This window comes from Flavobacterium sp. ASV13, from assembly GCF_000745775.1.
Lineage (GTDB): Bacteria > Bacteroidota > Bacteroidia > Flavobacteriales > Flavobacteriaceae > Flavobacterium.
On the sequence record NZ_JQJY01000001.1, the window covers coordinates 189,232 to 204,251 of the forward strand.

At 31.9% G+C, this 15,020-nt stretch carries 11 protein-coding genes and 1 pseudogene; 7 read left to right on the forward strand and 5 right to left on the reverse strand.

Annotation, left to right across the window (positions count from 1 at the left end; translation table 11 throughout):
• The first annotated feature begins 57 nt into the window (after window positions 1–57).
• The 3 genes from GQ47_RS00865 to GQ47_RS00875 all read left to right on the forward strand — a co-directional run bounded on the left by GQ47_RS00865 (window position 58) and on the right by GQ47_RS00875 (window position 4,467).
• Window positions 58–1,596, forward strand: a complete 1,539-nt coding sequence (locus GQ47_RS00865) for a DEAD/DEAH box helicase (RefSeq protein ID WP_035643785.1) — start codon at window positions 58–60, stop codon at window positions 1,594–1,596.
• Window positions 1,597–1,782: 186 nt separating this feature from the next.
• Complete coding sequence (locus GQ47_RS00870; RefSeq protein ID WP_035645026.1) at window positions 1,783–3,117, forward strand: DEAD/DEAH box helicase; 1,335 nt, start codon at window positions 1,783–1,785, stop codon at window positions 3,115–3,117.
• 81 nt (window positions 3,118–3,198) lie between these two features.
• Window positions 3,199–4,467, forward strand: coding sequence for an NAD(P)/FAD-dependent oxidoreductase (locus tag GQ47_RS00875; protein WP_035643786.1), 1,269 nt, complete (start codon window positions 3,199–3,201; stop codon window positions 4,465–4,467).
• Between the two features lie 58 nt (window positions 4,468–4,525).
• Here GQ47_RS00875 and GQ47_RS00880 read toward each other — a convergent pair whose 3' ends face one another.
• Window positions 4,526–4,798 (reverse strand): DUF4242 domain-containing protein, encoded by a 273-nt coding sequence (locus GQ47_RS00880; protein WP_035643788.1) that lies wholly within the window; start codon window positions 4,796–4,798, stop codon window positions 4,526–4,528.
• Window positions 4,799–4,954: 156 nt separating this feature from the next.
• A complete protein-coding gene (locus GQ47_RS00885) occupies window positions 4,955–6,184 on the reverse strand; it encodes a multidrug effflux MFS transporter (protein WP_035643790.1) in 1,230 nt (409 codons plus the stop codon).
• A gap of 142 nt (window positions 6,185–6,326) precedes the next feature.
• Between GQ47_RS00885 and GQ47_RS00890 the strand changes: the two genes are divergently transcribed.
• Window positions 6,327–6,746 (forward strand): hypothetical protein, encoded by a 420-nt coding sequence (locus GQ47_RS00890; protein ID WP_035643792.1) that lies wholly within the window; start codon window positions 6,327–6,329, stop codon window positions 6,744–6,746.
• Between the two features lie 269 nt (window positions 6,747–7,015).
• Here GQ47_RS00890 and GQ47_RS00895 read toward each other — a convergent pair whose 3' ends face one another.
• Window positions 7,016–7,381 carry a hypothetical protein gene (locus GQ47_RS00895; protein ID WP_035643793.1) on the reverse strand — a complete coding sequence of 122 codons (366 nt, stop codon included), beginning with the start codon at window positions 7,379–7,381 and terminating at the stop codon, window positions 7,016–7,018.
• Window positions 7,382–7,424: 43 nt separating this feature from the next.
• Between GQ47_RS00895 and GQ47_RS00900 the strand changes: the two genes are divergently transcribed.
• The 3 genes from GQ47_RS00900 (at window position 7,425) to GQ47_RS00910 (ending at window position 11,017) form a co-directional block, all read left to right on the forward strand.
• Complete coding sequence (locus GQ47_RS00900) at window positions 7,425–7,973, forward strand: hypothetical protein (protein ID WP_035643795.1); 549 nt, start codon at window positions 7,425–7,427, stop codon at window positions 7,971–7,973.
• A 524-nt stretch (window positions 7,974–8,497) separates the two neighbouring features.
• Complete coding sequence (locus tag GQ47_RS00905; protein WP_035643798.1) at window positions 8,498–10,417, forward strand: DUF294 nucleotidyltransferase-like domain-containing protein; 1,920 nt, start codon at window positions 8,498–8,500, stop codon at window positions 10,415–10,417.
• Window positions 10,418–10,420: 3 nt separating this feature from the next.
• Window positions 10,421–11,017, forward strand: coding sequence for a 3'-5' exonuclease (locus GQ47_RS00910; RefSeq protein ID WP_035643800.1), 597 nt, complete (start codon window positions 10,421–10,423; stop codon window positions 11,015–11,017).
• 78 nt (window positions 11,018–11,095) lie between these two features.
• Here the strand turns inward: GQ47_RS00910 and acs are convergent.
• Window positions 11,096–13,003 (reverse strand): annotated as a pseudogene (gene acs / locus GQ47_RS00915) (acetate--CoA ligase).
• A gap of 498 nt (window positions 13,004–13,501) precedes the next feature.
• The gene (gene ilvC, locus GQ47_RS00920; protein ID WP_035643802.1) at window positions 13,502–14,971 is read right to left on the reverse strand and encodes a ketol-acid reductoisomerase; all 1,470 of its coding nucleotides are present in this window, start codon (window positions 14,969–14,971) and stop codon (window positions 13,502–13,504) included.
• Window positions 14,972–15,020 lie beyond the last annotated feature (49 nt).

The following is a 15,020-nucleotide window of genomic DNA, read 5'->3' on the forward strand; positions in this document are numbered from 1 at the left end:
AATTACGATGAATAACTGTTTTTTCGGTGTATTTTTGCAAAAATCCAAAAATAAACAATGTCTCAAAACACTTTAGAAATAGAAAGAGAAGAGAAAAAAGAACTTTATGCGTACCAAAAAGGCGATATTGATGCCATTTTTGACCGTTTAGACAATGCTCCTCAAAAACACCATTTATTGTATCAATTACCAACTGGTGGAGGTAAAACAGTGATATTCTCAGAAATTGTGCGTCGTTATTTATCTAATAATGACAAAAAAGTGGTTGTTTTAACGCACCGAATCGAGCTTTGCAAACAAACGTCAAAAATGCTGAAAGGTTTTGGCGTAAGCAATAAAATAATCAACAGTAAGGTAAAAGAACTTCCTGATCAAAATGATTATTCTTGTTTCGTGGCAATGGTTGAGACCTTAAAAAACCGTATCAATGATGAAAAATTGCATCTTGACAATATTGGTTTGGTTATTATTGATGAGGCGCACTACAATTCATTCAGAAAATTATTAAACTCATTCAAAAATGCTTTTATTCTTGGAGTAACAGCAACTCCATTGAGTTCAAACATAAAATTGCCAATGCACCAGAGTTACGACGAATTAATCGTTGGAGATACAATTGGTTCATTGATCGATAAAGGATTTTTGGCAAGAGCAACAACTTATAGTTATGATGTTGGATTAACTTCACTAAAAGTAGGTATCAACGGTGATTACACTGTAAAATCTTCTGACGATTTGTATACTAATACAATGATGCAGGAAAAATTACTTCATGCTTACACAGAACGTTCTTTGGGTAAAAAAACGCTTATTTTCAATAATGGTATTCATACTTCATTATATGTATATGATACTTTTAGAGAAGCAGGTTACGACATCAGACATCTTGATAACACAAGCAGTTCTGAAGAACGTAAAGATATTTTGGCTTGGTTCAAGAAAACTCCAGATGCGATTTTGACTTCTGTCGGAATCCTTACAACTGGTTTTGATGAGCCAACTGTCGAGACTATTATTTTGAACAGAGCAACAAAATCGCTTACATTATATTTTCAGATGATTGGCCGAGGCTCTCGTAAATTGCCTGGAAAAGACGAATTTACCGTAATTGATTTAGGAAACAATGCTGCTCGTTTTGGATTATGGAGCGAGCCTGTAAACTGGCAACACATTTTTAAATCTCCAGAATTTTATCTTGAAAATCTTCGAGATGATACTGAGATCGAAATGTTTTTCAAATACAGTATGCCGCCTGAATTAAGAGCGAAATTCAGCAAAACTGCCGATGTGACTTTTGATGTAGATGAAGAACATAAACTGGCAATTAAACAAAATTTACGTTCAAAAATTGTATTGGACAAATCATTAGAGCAACACGCTTCAATGTGTGTCGATAATACTGAAACGCTGCAGGAAGCAAAATCATTAGGAAAAGAACTTGATGATGATATCGAATGCCGTATTAAGCGTTATGCTAAATGTTTAAGCCAATGCAGTAAAAACTACCGTGAATGGCTGGTTGACGATTATAAAAAGAATATGACTTTATTGATCGGTAAAAAATACCGTGAAAAAATCATGAACGAACCAGATTGATTTTAAAAAAGTTTAAAGTTTTAGGCTTCATGTTTCAAGTTATTGGAATCTAGAACATTATTTATAATTTTAAAGGAGAAATCGCATTTCAGAATAATTCATTTCGAATGTGATTTCTCCTTTTTCGAATTTATTAAGTTTCTGTACAACTTGAAACATGAAACTTTAAACAAAAAAACAAAAACTATGTCTAAACAATTCTCAGCATTAGGAGTTTCAGCGCCAATTTTAAAAGCCTTAGGCGAATTAAGCATTGTTGAACCAACAGAAATTCAGCAAAAAACAATTCCGCTTCTTTTGGCCGAAAAGCATGATGTTGTTGGTTTAGCCAAAACAGGAACAGGAAAAACGGCTGCTTTTGGATTACCATTATTGCAATTGACTGACACTCAATCTTCAGCAGTTCAGGCCGTAATTTTAGTTCCAACAAGAGAACTTGGACATCAGATTTTTAGAAATTTAGAGGATTTTTCGAAACATATTCCAAATATTTCAATAGCTGCAACTTGTGGCGGAATTCCAATCAAACCTCAAATTGAGCGTCTTACACAGCCTGCACATATCGTTGTAGCGACTCCGGGACGTTTGATCGATTTGATTCAGCGAAAAGCCGTTGATTTAAGTAAAGCAGAATATTTAGTTTTAGATGAAGCCGATGAAATGGTTTCAATTCTAAAAGAAAGTTTAGACGAAATTATTGCTGAACTTCCAAAGAAACACCGTACTCTTTTATTTTCAGCCACTTTACCAGGTACAATCAAACAACTGGTTCAAAATTATTTAAACAAAAATGCCGTACAAATTAGTGCGAGCATGGAGACAACAGGAAATCAAGAAATCGACCATCAATATATTGTGGTAGATCCAATTGAAAAACTAGATGTTTTAATGCATTTCCTGAATTCAAGAGAAGGTGAACGTGGTATTATTTTCTGCAAAACGAAAGCTGCTGTAAATAAATTAGCTAAAAATTTAGCCATAAATCGTTTTTCATCGGGAGCCATACATGGAAGTTTGACACAAGGAATTCGTGACCGAATTATGGAACAATTTCGTGAAGGTCACATCAATATTTTAGTAGCAACAGATCTTGCGGCGAGAGGAATTGATGTAAAAGAAATTGCTTATGTTGTCAATTACCATTTACCAGACACTTACGAAAACTATGTTCACCGAAGCGGAAGAACAGCAAGAGCTGGTGCAAAAGGACTTTCATTGACTGTTTTACAAGAAGAAGAAACTGTTGAAATTCCTGATTTTGAAAGAGAATTGGGAATCAAATTTACCAAATTCGAAAAACCATCTACTTTGAGTTTAGAAGAAAACAACACACTTTTATGGGCAAAACAAATCTTCAAAACAAAGCCAAATCATGATATTTCTTCAGATTTAAAAACAAAAGTAAAAACTGTTTTTCATCACCTTACAAAAGACGAATTGATTGAAAAATTGCTGGCAAATTATGTCCTTCAAAACAAAATCGATGTAGTTGAAAAACCTGTTAAAAAATTCAAAAAGTAATAAATTCAGCAATTGTCATTGCATATTAAAGTTGTATATTTATAAGGTATTATTTTATAATCCTATTTAATAACAGCATATATGAACATAGTCATAATAGGAGGAGGTTTTGCGGGAATCAATCTCGCAAAGGAACTTGTAAACCATCCTCAGATACAAGTAACGCTTGTAGACAAAAATAATTATAACTTTTTTCCTCCGTTAATATATCAAGTTGCAACGGCTTTTTTAGAACCATCAAGCATTAGTTATCCTTTCAGAAAATTTTTCGCAGGTAAAAAAAATCTTCAGTTTCGTTTAGGCGAATTACTTTCTGTAGTTCCAGCCGAAAATAAAATCATTTTAAGCAATGGTGAATTAACATACGATCATCTGGTTTTTGCAACAGGTGCAGAAACGAGTTATTTTGGAATGGAAAACGTAATGAAAAACGCCATTCCGATGAAAACGCTAAACGATGCCATCGAAATGCGTAATACATTGCTTAAAAATCTTGAAAAAGCGGCAATTTGTAAAGATATGCGCAAACGTCGTAAATTATTAACGATTGTAGTAGCAGGAGGAGGACCAACAGGAGTGGAAGTTTCTGGAATGTTTGCCGAAATGCGAAAAAGTATCCTACTGAAAGAGTATCCTGAATTGGATACTTCTGCCAGCAATGTTTATTTAGTTGATGGAGGAGATGCATTGCTATCACCAATGAGTGAAGCTTCGCAAAAAGATACTTTGAAAGCATTGACAAATCTTGGCGTTGTAGTCAAATTAAACAGTCGTGTAACTGATTATGTTGATGATACAGTATTTTTTGAAAATGGAGAAACCATCAAAACCAAAAATCTAATTTGGGCCGCTGGTGTTTCTGCTAAAATTTTCGAAGGAATTCCGAAGGAAAGTTATGGACGAGGACGACGTATGGCAACAGACCAATACAATAAAGTCAACGGATTAGATAATGTATATGCAATTGGAGATACTGCTATTTTAGCTGGAGATAAAAACTTCCCTGATGGACATCCGCAAGTGGCGCAAGTAGCGATTCAACAAGGAATAAATCTAGCCAAAAACTTCATGAATATGGCTGCAAAAAAACCGCTTAAACCTTTTGCTTACAATGATAAAGGATCTATGGCCATTATTGGAAGAGCTAAAGCCGTAGTAGATTTACCAAGTCCGAAATGGCATTTTAATGGATTTTTCGCTTGGGTAATTTGGTTATTCATTCACTTGATTTCTTTGATAACCTACAGAAACAGATTAAATACTTTCTGGAACTGGATGGTTGCATATTTCGCAAGAGATCAGTCTCTTAGAATGATTATAAGACCTGACAAGAGACAATCTGCAGAGTAATATATTTAAAATTTCATAAAAAAAGCCAGATTTTTTGTCTGGCTTTTTTGTTTTAAATTCATTCGGCTGTAGTCGGATCAATTATTCCTACTACTTCATTTACTGAATTCGCAGGAAAACCGCCTAATTTAGCATGTTCATAAACCAATTCTTTATTTGGTGCTATATAAATACAATAAAGCTTGTCATTTGTAATATAGCTGTTTAGCCATTGAATTTGTGTTCCTAATTGATTAAGCACACCACAAGAAGCCTGTGAAATACTTTTTAATTGATCAGATGTAAGTTTACCGGCATTTGGGATTTCCCTTTCAATAACATATTTCGGCATAATAATTCTAATTTATTCCTACTCATGTGGCTTTTCGGTTTCGCCCCGTTTTTCAAATGGTATCTGGATTCCATTTAATTTTAAGCACTATAAAATTAATGAAATAAAACACATTAAAATATTATTTATTGATTTTCAAATAGATAAAAAACAAAATTAATGAACAACAACAATGTCATCTTCAGCGCTTAATTCTACTTTCTTTTTAATAAATCGCTTTCCGATATTTAAAACAATAAAAGCAATAATCGTAGTAACTGTCATAATAAGAACCATAGGCGTTACAGAATCCTTAACAAAGATCCCAACAGCAAAAGATGCAATAGATCCTAAACCTAATTGAATAGCTCCCATTAAAGCCGATGCGCTACCAGCATTTTTAGCAAACGGAGCCATTGTAAGCCCCGCCGTATTTGGGTTTGAAATTCCTAAACAGCCTAAAAATAGAAATAGCATCGTTATAGTTTCATATAAACCTAATAAATTATTTAAGGAAAGCAAAAGGAAAACAATACTAACAACTGATTGTAAAATCAACGCTCCAAAAATCATTTGTTCACTTGTGAATTTCTTTAATAAAACAGAATTTAACTGACTCGAACCAATAAAACTAACCGACATAAAAGCAAAAATCCATCCGTAAGTTTTAGCATCAACATGATAAATATTCATAAAAATGATAGGTGAGGCCGCTACGTATGTAAATAATCCAGAAAAAGCTATTGCTCCCGTAAATGCATAAGTGAAAAACTGAGGTTCTTTTAGGACTTTTAAAAAGTTTGAAATAATAGGCTTTGGCTTTAATGATATAGAAACATCTGGTTTATAACTATTTGGCAAACCAATTTGAGAGGCAAATAATATAGAAATTCCCATAAACATTAAGATAAAAAACACAATATGCCAGCCGTAATCTTCTGTTACATAACCGCCAATTGTAGGCGCGAGCATTGGAGAAAGACCAAGAACAAGCATTAAAAGTGAAAATACTTTAGGAATATCTTTGACAGGAAAAAGATCACGAACCATAGCTACAGAAGCAACTGTCGCAGCACAGCTCCCGATTGCCTGAACGAATCGCAACAGAATAAATGTATCAACATCAGTCACATAAGCACAGCCTAATGATGCTAATATGTAAACCATCAAACCTATAAATAAAGGTTTTTTTCGCCCAAAACGATCTAAAAGCGGTCCGTAAAGCAATTGCCCGGCAGAAATTCCAATAAAATAACTGGACAAACTCATCGAAACTTTTGCAATAGTAGTGTTCAAATCTTTTGCAATATCTGAGAAACCAGGCAGATACATATCGATTGAAAAAGGTCCAAGTGCGGTTAAAGAACCTAAAATAAGAATAAGTTTGATGTATTTTTTTGTTGTCATTTTTATAAAAAATTACTTATAATTCCAAATTATCAATTAATATTCACTATCTTGTTAGATATAATAACATTTTCACATGAAAAATGGAAATTATGTAAGTTTTCAGAAATATTTTTGAATCCTTAACTATAAAATTTAAATTATGAAAAAAATCACTTTATTATTAGCGTTTATTTTTACAACAATTTCATTTGCTCAAACCATCGTATCAAAACAAGAAGATGCAAATGTAGAACAATACGAACTTCTAAAAAAAGTAAATGAGTATTATCCGGACATTACATTAAACAAAACGATTACAAATTTTTATGCTGACGGAAAAATTATCGATTCGCAACAGCAATTTGATTTAAAAGGCACAAAATTCTCAAGTTATAAATTAGGAATTGAACCAGGGAATAAAAAACTATTATTTGAATACATTTCAGATGAAACCGGAAAAGTTTTTGGCGATGTTCAGCTTTTTAAAGGAAATGTTTTAAGAACGACATTTAGTGATAAAACAAATCAAATTGAAATCTCACTTAACGGAAAATCCGTTTATTTGAAAAAATTAGATTAAATTTTCAAATATGAGAAATTTGAAGCATCACAGAATTGTGATGCTTTTTTATTTAAAATTTACAAATGCTCATAAATCGCTTATTTGATAAAAATTAATTTATTTTTTCAAATATGAGAAATTCTGTTTTAAAACGAATCGGAAATAAATCCAAAAAGCGTTTTGAAAAAAAATTCGGGAGAGTTGGGGGAAACCATCCCCAACACAAAGTATGTAACATTCTAGATTTTCTAAAGTGAAACGAAGGCAACGGAGCATAAGCGGAGTTTTTAGATAGAAATGTATAAAGCAATAATAGAAACTATTAAAGATAATATTGAAATTATTATTGGCATTAGCTTTATAAAATTATCATAAGAATACCAACTAAAATGTTTTGTCAAAATTGCATTTCTTCCTTTGTCGGTAATTGACCAAATTATCACATTTCCATTTGTGAATTTTGTAATATATCCTTCTGACTTTAATGAAGCGAGTATTAGCAATAATTTTTCTTTAGGAATTTGTGTTTCATCTTCAATTGTTTGTGTATAACTTCCTCTTGCTTGTTCTATTGTTCCAATTCCATAAACCCCCACTTTACTAAAAGCATTCAGTAAATTATTTAGTACTTTATTTTTCAATCTATCACTCATATAAACAGTTTTAAATTACAAGGTTAATTATTTCTAATAATTATTGTGGGTTGTAAGTACTGCTTTTGCTTTGCTTGCAATTATTATTCCAATAGCTATTCAATATTTTCAAAATAAAAGTCTAAAGGCTAGTGAGAGAGAATTAGAGGGAATATTAAACTTGAAAATTGAAGAAGCAAAAAAGGAAATTAATAACGAAATGATTTTAACGCTTGAAAGCAAACTAAGTACATACGAAAAAAAATTACAAAAAGATATTTCAAATTTGAATGGACAAATTATGCAATTACAAGCGAATAGTTTTTTTGATGATAGGAACTATTTAGACGCTTTTGGAGATTATTGCTTAGCTGTATCGCATTACACATATTCAGATGACGTAATAAACTTAGGTAGAGCAATTGAATGTATAAAAAAATGTCTCGATTATTTAACAAAAGAAGAAATTTTAAGATTGAAAACAGTAGAAAACATTGATATCGTTATAATCCTAAACGAATTGGAGGAAGAAAAGCCAACTATATCTGCAGAAATGGTTAGAACTGTAAGAGATAAACTTCACGATTTAGACACACAAAAAGGAACTAAATAAAACATGATCTTTAATTGAATTAATTATTTGGTAATTGCAATAAAAGTTATTTCGCCAAAATATAAAATATCCTGAATTGGAGTTTCTTTAATTTTCATCAATCGATTTTTATATTCATTGATCATCAAATCATTTTATAAAAGCCTTGAATTTTCAATCCGTTATGCTTAAGAGACACTATCTCATTTTGACCTATAATTTATATTATGTAAAATAGAATATTTCAAAAATATATCTTCGAATCGTTTTAGTTCAATGTAAATTAATATTGTGAAGACACTTCCACTCATTGAAACTAATTGTAAATGAGAATTTTGCATAATTATTTTAAAAATCATCATCAAAATCAGATTAACTTTAGAATGATAATTTAAATTTTAAACGTAAAAAAAACATTTTAAAGCCTTGAAATCAGTAATTCTTAACATTTCTTTAAAATATTAAGATTCTGCCAAAGTTGCTATCATTGTAAGACTTTATTTTCTTATTTTTACATTCGATACTTTAAAAAAATTATCAAATATATGAATACTATTGCTGAGCATATTGCAGATTTTTTAAAAGAATACCCGCCGTTTAATAATTTGACTTTTCAGGAATTATCTGATATTGCAACAAACATCCGTGTATTAAATTTAGAAAAACATACTGTATTATTTCAAAATAACGATACGCTGCATGATAGTTTTTATGTTGTAGCTTCTGGTGTCATCAATTTAACTACAATTGCTGATGCTGAGGAAACTATTATCAATAAATGTCATGAAGGCGATATTTTTGGTTTAAGACCTTTCTTTGCCAAAAATAATTATATGATGACGGCAAAAGCGCGTGAAGAAAGTATCATATATGCTATTCCGATTGCGGTTTTCAGACCTTTTGTTGCTAATAATTCTGATGTTTTAAACTTTTTACTTGAGAGTTTTGCAACAAATTCAAGACACACAAAAGACAGTGTAAATTCAAACGGAAAAATGATTTCTGATACTTCGTTCTATGTTGATCAGCAATCAGAAATGCAATATATTCAGTCACTAAACTATAACAATTCGCCTTTAACAACCGAGGCAACTCATATTGTTAAAGACGTTGCAATTTTAATGACTGAGGCAATGGTCGATAATATTATAGTTTGTGGCGAAAAAAGTCGCCCAATTGGTATTGTTACTGCTACCGATTTAGCTTCAAAAATTGCAACTGGCCGCTATCCTATTACAGAAACGATTGATAAAATCATGTCTTCGCCGGTAGTAACAGTAATTGAAAATGTTTCGCTTGCCGAAGCACAATTACTAATGCTTAAACATAATGTAACGCATCTTTGCGTAACAAAAGATGGTACGAGTAAATCTGCTGTAAAAGGAATTATTTCTGAGCACGATTTAATTGTAGCTCAAGCTAGTAATCCTGGTGTTTTAATTAAAGAAATTAAGCGTTCGCAGTTACCAAAAGACTTAAAACAAATTCGCGATCGTTTGTCTGATTTGATTCAGAATTCAATTCAGAAAAATATTCCGATTTCGCATGTGAGCAATATTGCAAGTGAAATCAATTTGGCAATTATCAAACGTTCTGTGGAATTATCTATTTTAGATTTAGGCTCACCTCCTGCTCGTTTTGCTTGGTTAAGCATTGGAAGTCAGGGACGTAAAGAACAATTATTACTTACAGATCAAGACAGTATTTTAATTTTTGAAGATGTTGCTCCGGAAAAATACAGAGAAGTAAAAGATTACTTTTTAAGATTGGCAAAAAGAGCTACTACTATCTTGGAAAAAGTAGGATATGAATTTTGTCCGAATGGCCATATGGGAAGCAACATGTTATGGTGTAAATCATTGACAGACTGGACAAAACAATACAACAGCTGGATGAATACTCCAGGTGAAAACAGCAATGATTTAAGCAGTATTTTCTTTGATTATGAAATTGTTTTTGGTGAACCAAAAATTGAAGAAGTTATAGAAAATGTGATTTTCAAAAATGCAGTAAACAATACTTTATTTTTTGATTTCTTAGGAAACGATGCCTTGAAAAAGAATTCTCCTCTGAGTTTTTTCAAAAAATTCATTGTTGAAGAAGAAGGTCCGCATAAAACTAAATTTGACATCAAAACGCGTGCTTTAATGCCATTGATTGATGCAGCACGTTTACTAATTTTAAATGCAAACATTAAAGGAATCAAAAATACTTATTTGAGATTCAAACAATTAGCAATAACAGATTCTAAAAATGCCGAAATCTATTTGAGTTGCGCTGAAGCTTTTTTAACACTCTCAAAATTTAGAACTGTTGAAGGTTTAAAAAATGACGATTCTGGACAATATATTAATCTTAGAGAAATGTCTAAAACAGACAAAGAAAAGTTAAAAAATGCCTTGACCCCAATGAAAGATCTTGAGGAATTAATTAAGAGTAAATTTCAACTTACACAATTCTCGTAAAATATGCTAGACTGGCTTAAAAATATTAATAAAGAATATCCAGATTTTTGGAAAGATTACCTAAATAAATTCGAGACAAAACCTAACAGATTCGTTGTTCTATCAACGGAAACATCTGGTTTAAACCCGAATAAAGACGTGATTTTGTCTTTAGGTGCTTTCTCTGTAATTGATGATAGCATTGTAATTAAGGATAATTTTGAATCTGTGTTGCTGCAATACAAATTTTTGCAGGACAATGGACTTTCAAACGAATTTATTATTGAAAGCAAAATGAGCAAAATGCAGGAACCGGAAGCACTGGAAGCATTCGTTAATTTTCTGGGAAATGCCGTTTTAGTTGGTCATCATATAAATTTTGATATTGAAATGCTTAATTCTTCTTTAGAACGTCTTGACTGTGGAAGATTAAAAAACGAAGCTCTCGATGTTGATGTGATGTACCGAAAATTAATGGATATTAATGACAAGCAATTTTCACTGGATGATTTATGTGAAATTTATAAAATCCCAAAAAGCGATAGAAATTCATCAGCTGAAGATGCTTACAGAATAGCGCTTTTATTTTTAAAATTAAAATCAAGACTTGGAATTAAATAAAAAAATCAATTTTAATAAATCACATAAAAAAAAGCCTCTTAAAATTTAAGAGGCTTTTTTATTTATAAATTCAAATTATTAAATTCTTCCTTTTGTAATTTCTTCTACAATTTCAGGATTCAATAATGTTGATGTATCTCCAAAATTAGAAAAATCACCTTCTGCTATTTTACGTAAAATTCTACGCATAATTTTTCCAGAACGAGTTTTTGGCAAACCAGACACAAATTGAATTTTATCCAATTTTGCAATTGGTCCAATGTGATCAGAAATGTATTGATTGATTTCTTTAGACAAGTTTTCTTTATTTCTAACTTCTCCAGTTTCTTTCAAGATTACATAACCATATAATGCATTTCCTTTAATATCATGTGGGAATCCAACAATTGCAGATTCGGCTACCGCTGGGTGTTCGTTAATAGCATCTTCAATTGGAGCAGTTCCTAAATTATGACCAGAAACAATTACAACATCATCTACTCTACCCGTGATTCTGTAGTATCCAACTTCATCTCTTAATGCACCGTCTCCTGTAAAATATTTCCCAGGGAAAGCTGAGAAGTAAGTTTCTTTATAACGATCATGATTATTCCAGATTGTTCTTGCAATTCCAGGCCATGGAAATTTAATACACAAACTTCCAACTACTTGATTTCCTTCAATTTCATTACGTTTTTCATCCATTAAAACTGGCTGAATTCCTGGTAATGGCAAAGTTGCATATGTTGGTTTTGTTGGCGTTACAAAAGCAATTGGAGAAATCATGATTCCACCAGTTTCTGTTTGCCACCAGGTATCTACAACCGGGCATCTCTTATCTCCTACGTGGTCATTGAACCAGTGCCAAGCTTCTTCATTGATTGGTTCTCCAACAGATCCAATAACTTTTAAAGATTTCAAAGGATATTTTTGAATATAATCTAAACTTTCTTTTGCTAAAGAACGGATTGCCGTTGGTGCTGTATAGAATTGAGTGATTTTATGTTTTTCGATAATATCTCAAAAACGGCTGAAATCAGGATACGACGGAACTCCTTCGAAAATCACTGTCGTTCCACCATTTAATAATGGACCATATAAAATGTATGAATGCCCAGTAATCCAACCAATATCAGCTGTACACCAGAAAATATCATTTTCTTCATGACTGAAAACATTCTTAAATGTATATGCAGTGTAAACCATGTAACCAGCTGTAGTATGTACCATACCTTTTGGTTTTCCTGTTGATCCTGAAGTATATAAAATAAATAAAGGATCTTCTGCATCCATAATTTCAGCAACGCTATTGTCTAGAGCAGCATCTAACAATGGCTGTAACCAGATATCACGGCCTTCTTTCATTTTTACATCAGTTTTAGTTCTTTTAGCAACCAAAACTTTTGTTACTGAAGGGCAAGTTTCTAAAGCTTCATCCACAATTCCTTTAAGATCAATTGTTTTGTTTCCTCTGTAACCACCATCAGAAGTAATAACCATTTTACATTCACAGTCATTAATTCTTGCAGAAACTGCTGAAGCAGAGAATCCAGCAAAAACAACTGAATGAATGGCCCCTATTCTAGCACAAGCCAAAACAGCAACAGCCAATTCTGGAATCATTGGCAAATAAATACAAACTCTATCTCCTTTACGTACACCTTGCTCGCGCAAAACATTCGCCATTTTTGAAACGCGTTCGTATAATTCGTTATATGTTATATGTAAAGCTTCTTCAGATGGATCGTTTGGCTCAAAAATTATAGCCGTTTTTTCTCCTCTTTTACTTAAATGTCTATCGATACAGTTTTTAGTAATATTAACTTTTGCATCAGTAAACCATTTTACTTCAGCGTCAGCCATATTAAAATCAACTACTTTTTCCCATTGTTGGTACCATGTAAAATTTTCCTCAGCGATTTTACCCCAAAATTTTCTTGGTTCCCTTATTGACTTATTGTAATGTTTAAAATATTGTTCTAAATTTTCAATTTTATAATAACTCATATGTTTCTTGGAATTTTTTTTATAAATGTATTAAATCTCAGCGTATTCTTAAAATTATTTAATTCATAAATTTTGACAAATAAAAACACATATTAAAAAAAATATCTCTTTTTATTGTGTTTAATATAAAAAAACACTTTTTTACATCAAAAAGCATATTACAAAAAAGGTGCAGCAAATAAATACTACACCTTTTTATTTTTAACAATTTCAATAACAATTAATTTTGTAATTATATAATTACAATACCTTCTTCTATTTTGAAAATAGAAGCATCTTTATTAATTACAACAGAAATTTCAACAAGTATATTTATTAGAAAATATACCCCATTATGAGGGATCAGCCTCACTTAACTTACTCTCGCTGAAGTTAAGTGAATGCAATATGCATCTATATCTAGTTTCTTAATAAGTGCTTACTAATTCAAAATATTATAAAATTTGATACAGTGCAAATCCCGCAAAATCCAATTTTGCGAGATTTCCCCAATTTTAATTATCCAATTTTTTTCATTGCCGTCATAGACTCTCTCAACCAAGCTCCTACTTCCTCAATAGGGTGTTGACGAATTTCTTTATTCACAGCAATCAAAACAGCATTATCTACTCCGTTTGAAGTTGAGAATGGTTTTCCTATTATATTTGTTTCAACAGTTTTCATGAATTCTGTTAACAAAGGTTTACACGCATGATCAAATAAGTAACATCCGTACTCAGCAGTATCAGAAATTACACGGTTCATTTCGAACAATTTTTTTCTTGCAATTGTATTAGCAATCAAAGGCAATTCGTGTAATGACTCGTAGTAAGCAGATTCTTCGATAATTCCAGCTTCAGTCATAGTTTCAAAAGCCAATTCAACACCAGCTTTAACCATTGCAATCATCAATACTCCATTATCAAAATATTCTTGCTCAGAAATTGGAGCTTCTTGTGGAGCTGTTTTTTCGAAGTTAGTTTCTCCAGTTGCAGCTCTCCATTTCAATAAATTAACATCGTCATTTGCCCAATCAATCATCATCGTTCTAGAGAATTCTCCAGAAATAATATCATCTTGGTGTTTTTGGAATAACGGACGCATAATGTCTTTCAATTCTTCAGCTAACTCGTAAGCTTCAATTTTTGCAGGATTTGACAAACGATCCATCATATTTGTGATACCACCGTGTTTCAAAGCTTCTGTGATAGTTTCCCATCCGTATTGAATTAATTTTGAAGCATACGCAGCGTCGATTCCTTTTTCAACCATTTTATCAAAACATAAAATAGATCCAGTTTGCAATAATCCACAAAGAATTGTTTGCTCTCCCATTAAATCTGATTTTACTTCGGCTACGAAAGATGATTTCAAAACTCCTGCTTTATGACCTCCAGTTGCTACAGCGTAAGCTTTTGCCTGATCTAAACCAAATCCGTTTGGATCATTTTCTGGGTGAACAGCGATAAGAGTTGGTACACCAAATCCTCTTTTGTATTCTTCACGAACCTCAGAACCAGGACATTTTGGAGCACACATAATTACTGTGATATCTTTACGAATCTGCATTCCTTCTTCAACAATGTTGAATCCGTGAGAATACGCTAAAGTCGATCCTTGTTTCATTAATGGCATAATTGCAGTAACCACAGCAGTATGTTGTTTGTCTGGAGTTAAATTACACACTAAATCAGCAGTTGGAATCAATTCTTCATACGTTCCTACTTTAAATCCATTTTCAGTTGCATTTTTATATGAAGCTCTTTTTTCAGCAATTGCATCTGCACGCAATGCATAAGAAATATCTAAACCTGAATCTCTCATGTTTAAACCTTGATTCAAACCTTGTGCACCACAACCTACGATAACAACTTTTTTTCCTGCTAATGCTGCGATTCCGTCTGCAAATTCTGATTGCTCCATAAATTCGCAAACTCCTAGTTGCTCTAATTGTAATCTAAGTGGTAATGTGTTGAAATAATTTGCCATTTTTTTTTATTTAATGAATTGTGTAATTTAATAATTGATTTAATAGTAA

Coding starts and splice junctions, on each gene's coding strand:
- ilvC (WP_035643802.1), bottom strand. CDS start 14,971: ATGGCAAATTATTTCAACACATTACCACTTAGATTACAATTAGAGCAA.
- GQ47_RS00885 (WP_035643790.1), bottom strand. CDS start 6,184: ATGACAACAAAAAAATACATCAAACTTATTCTTATTTTAGGTTCTTTA.
- GQ47_RS00875 (WP_035643786.1), top strand. CDS start 3,199: ATGAACATAGTCATAATAGGAGGAGGTTTTGCGGGAATCAATCTCGCA.
- GQ47_RS00880 (WP_035643788.1), bottom strand. CDS start 4,798: ATGCCGAAATATGTTATTGAAAGGGAAATCCCAAATGCCGGTAAACTT.
- GQ47_RS00905 (WP_035643798.1), top strand. CDS start 8,498: ATGAATACTATTGCTGAGCATATTGCAGATTTTTTAAAAGAATACCCG.
- GQ47_RS00865 (WP_035643785.1), top strand. CDS start 58: ATGTCTCAAAACACTTTAGAAATAGAAAGAGAAGAGAAAAAAGAACTT.
- GQ47_RS00870 (WP_035645026.1), top strand. CDS start 1,783: ATGTCTAAACAATTCTCAGCATTAGGAGTTTCAGCGCCAATTTTAAAA.
- GQ47_RS00895 (WP_035643793.1), bottom strand. CDS start 7,381: ATGAGTGATAGATTGAAAAATAAAGTACTAAATAATTTACTGAATGCT.
- GQ47_RS00910 (WP_035643800.1), top strand. CDS start 10,421: ATGCTAGACTGGCTTAAAAATATTAATAAAGAATATCCAGATTTTTGG.
- GQ47_RS00890 (WP_035643792.1), top strand. CDS start 6,327: ATGAAAAAAATCACTTTATTATTAGCGTTTATTTTTACAACAATTTCA.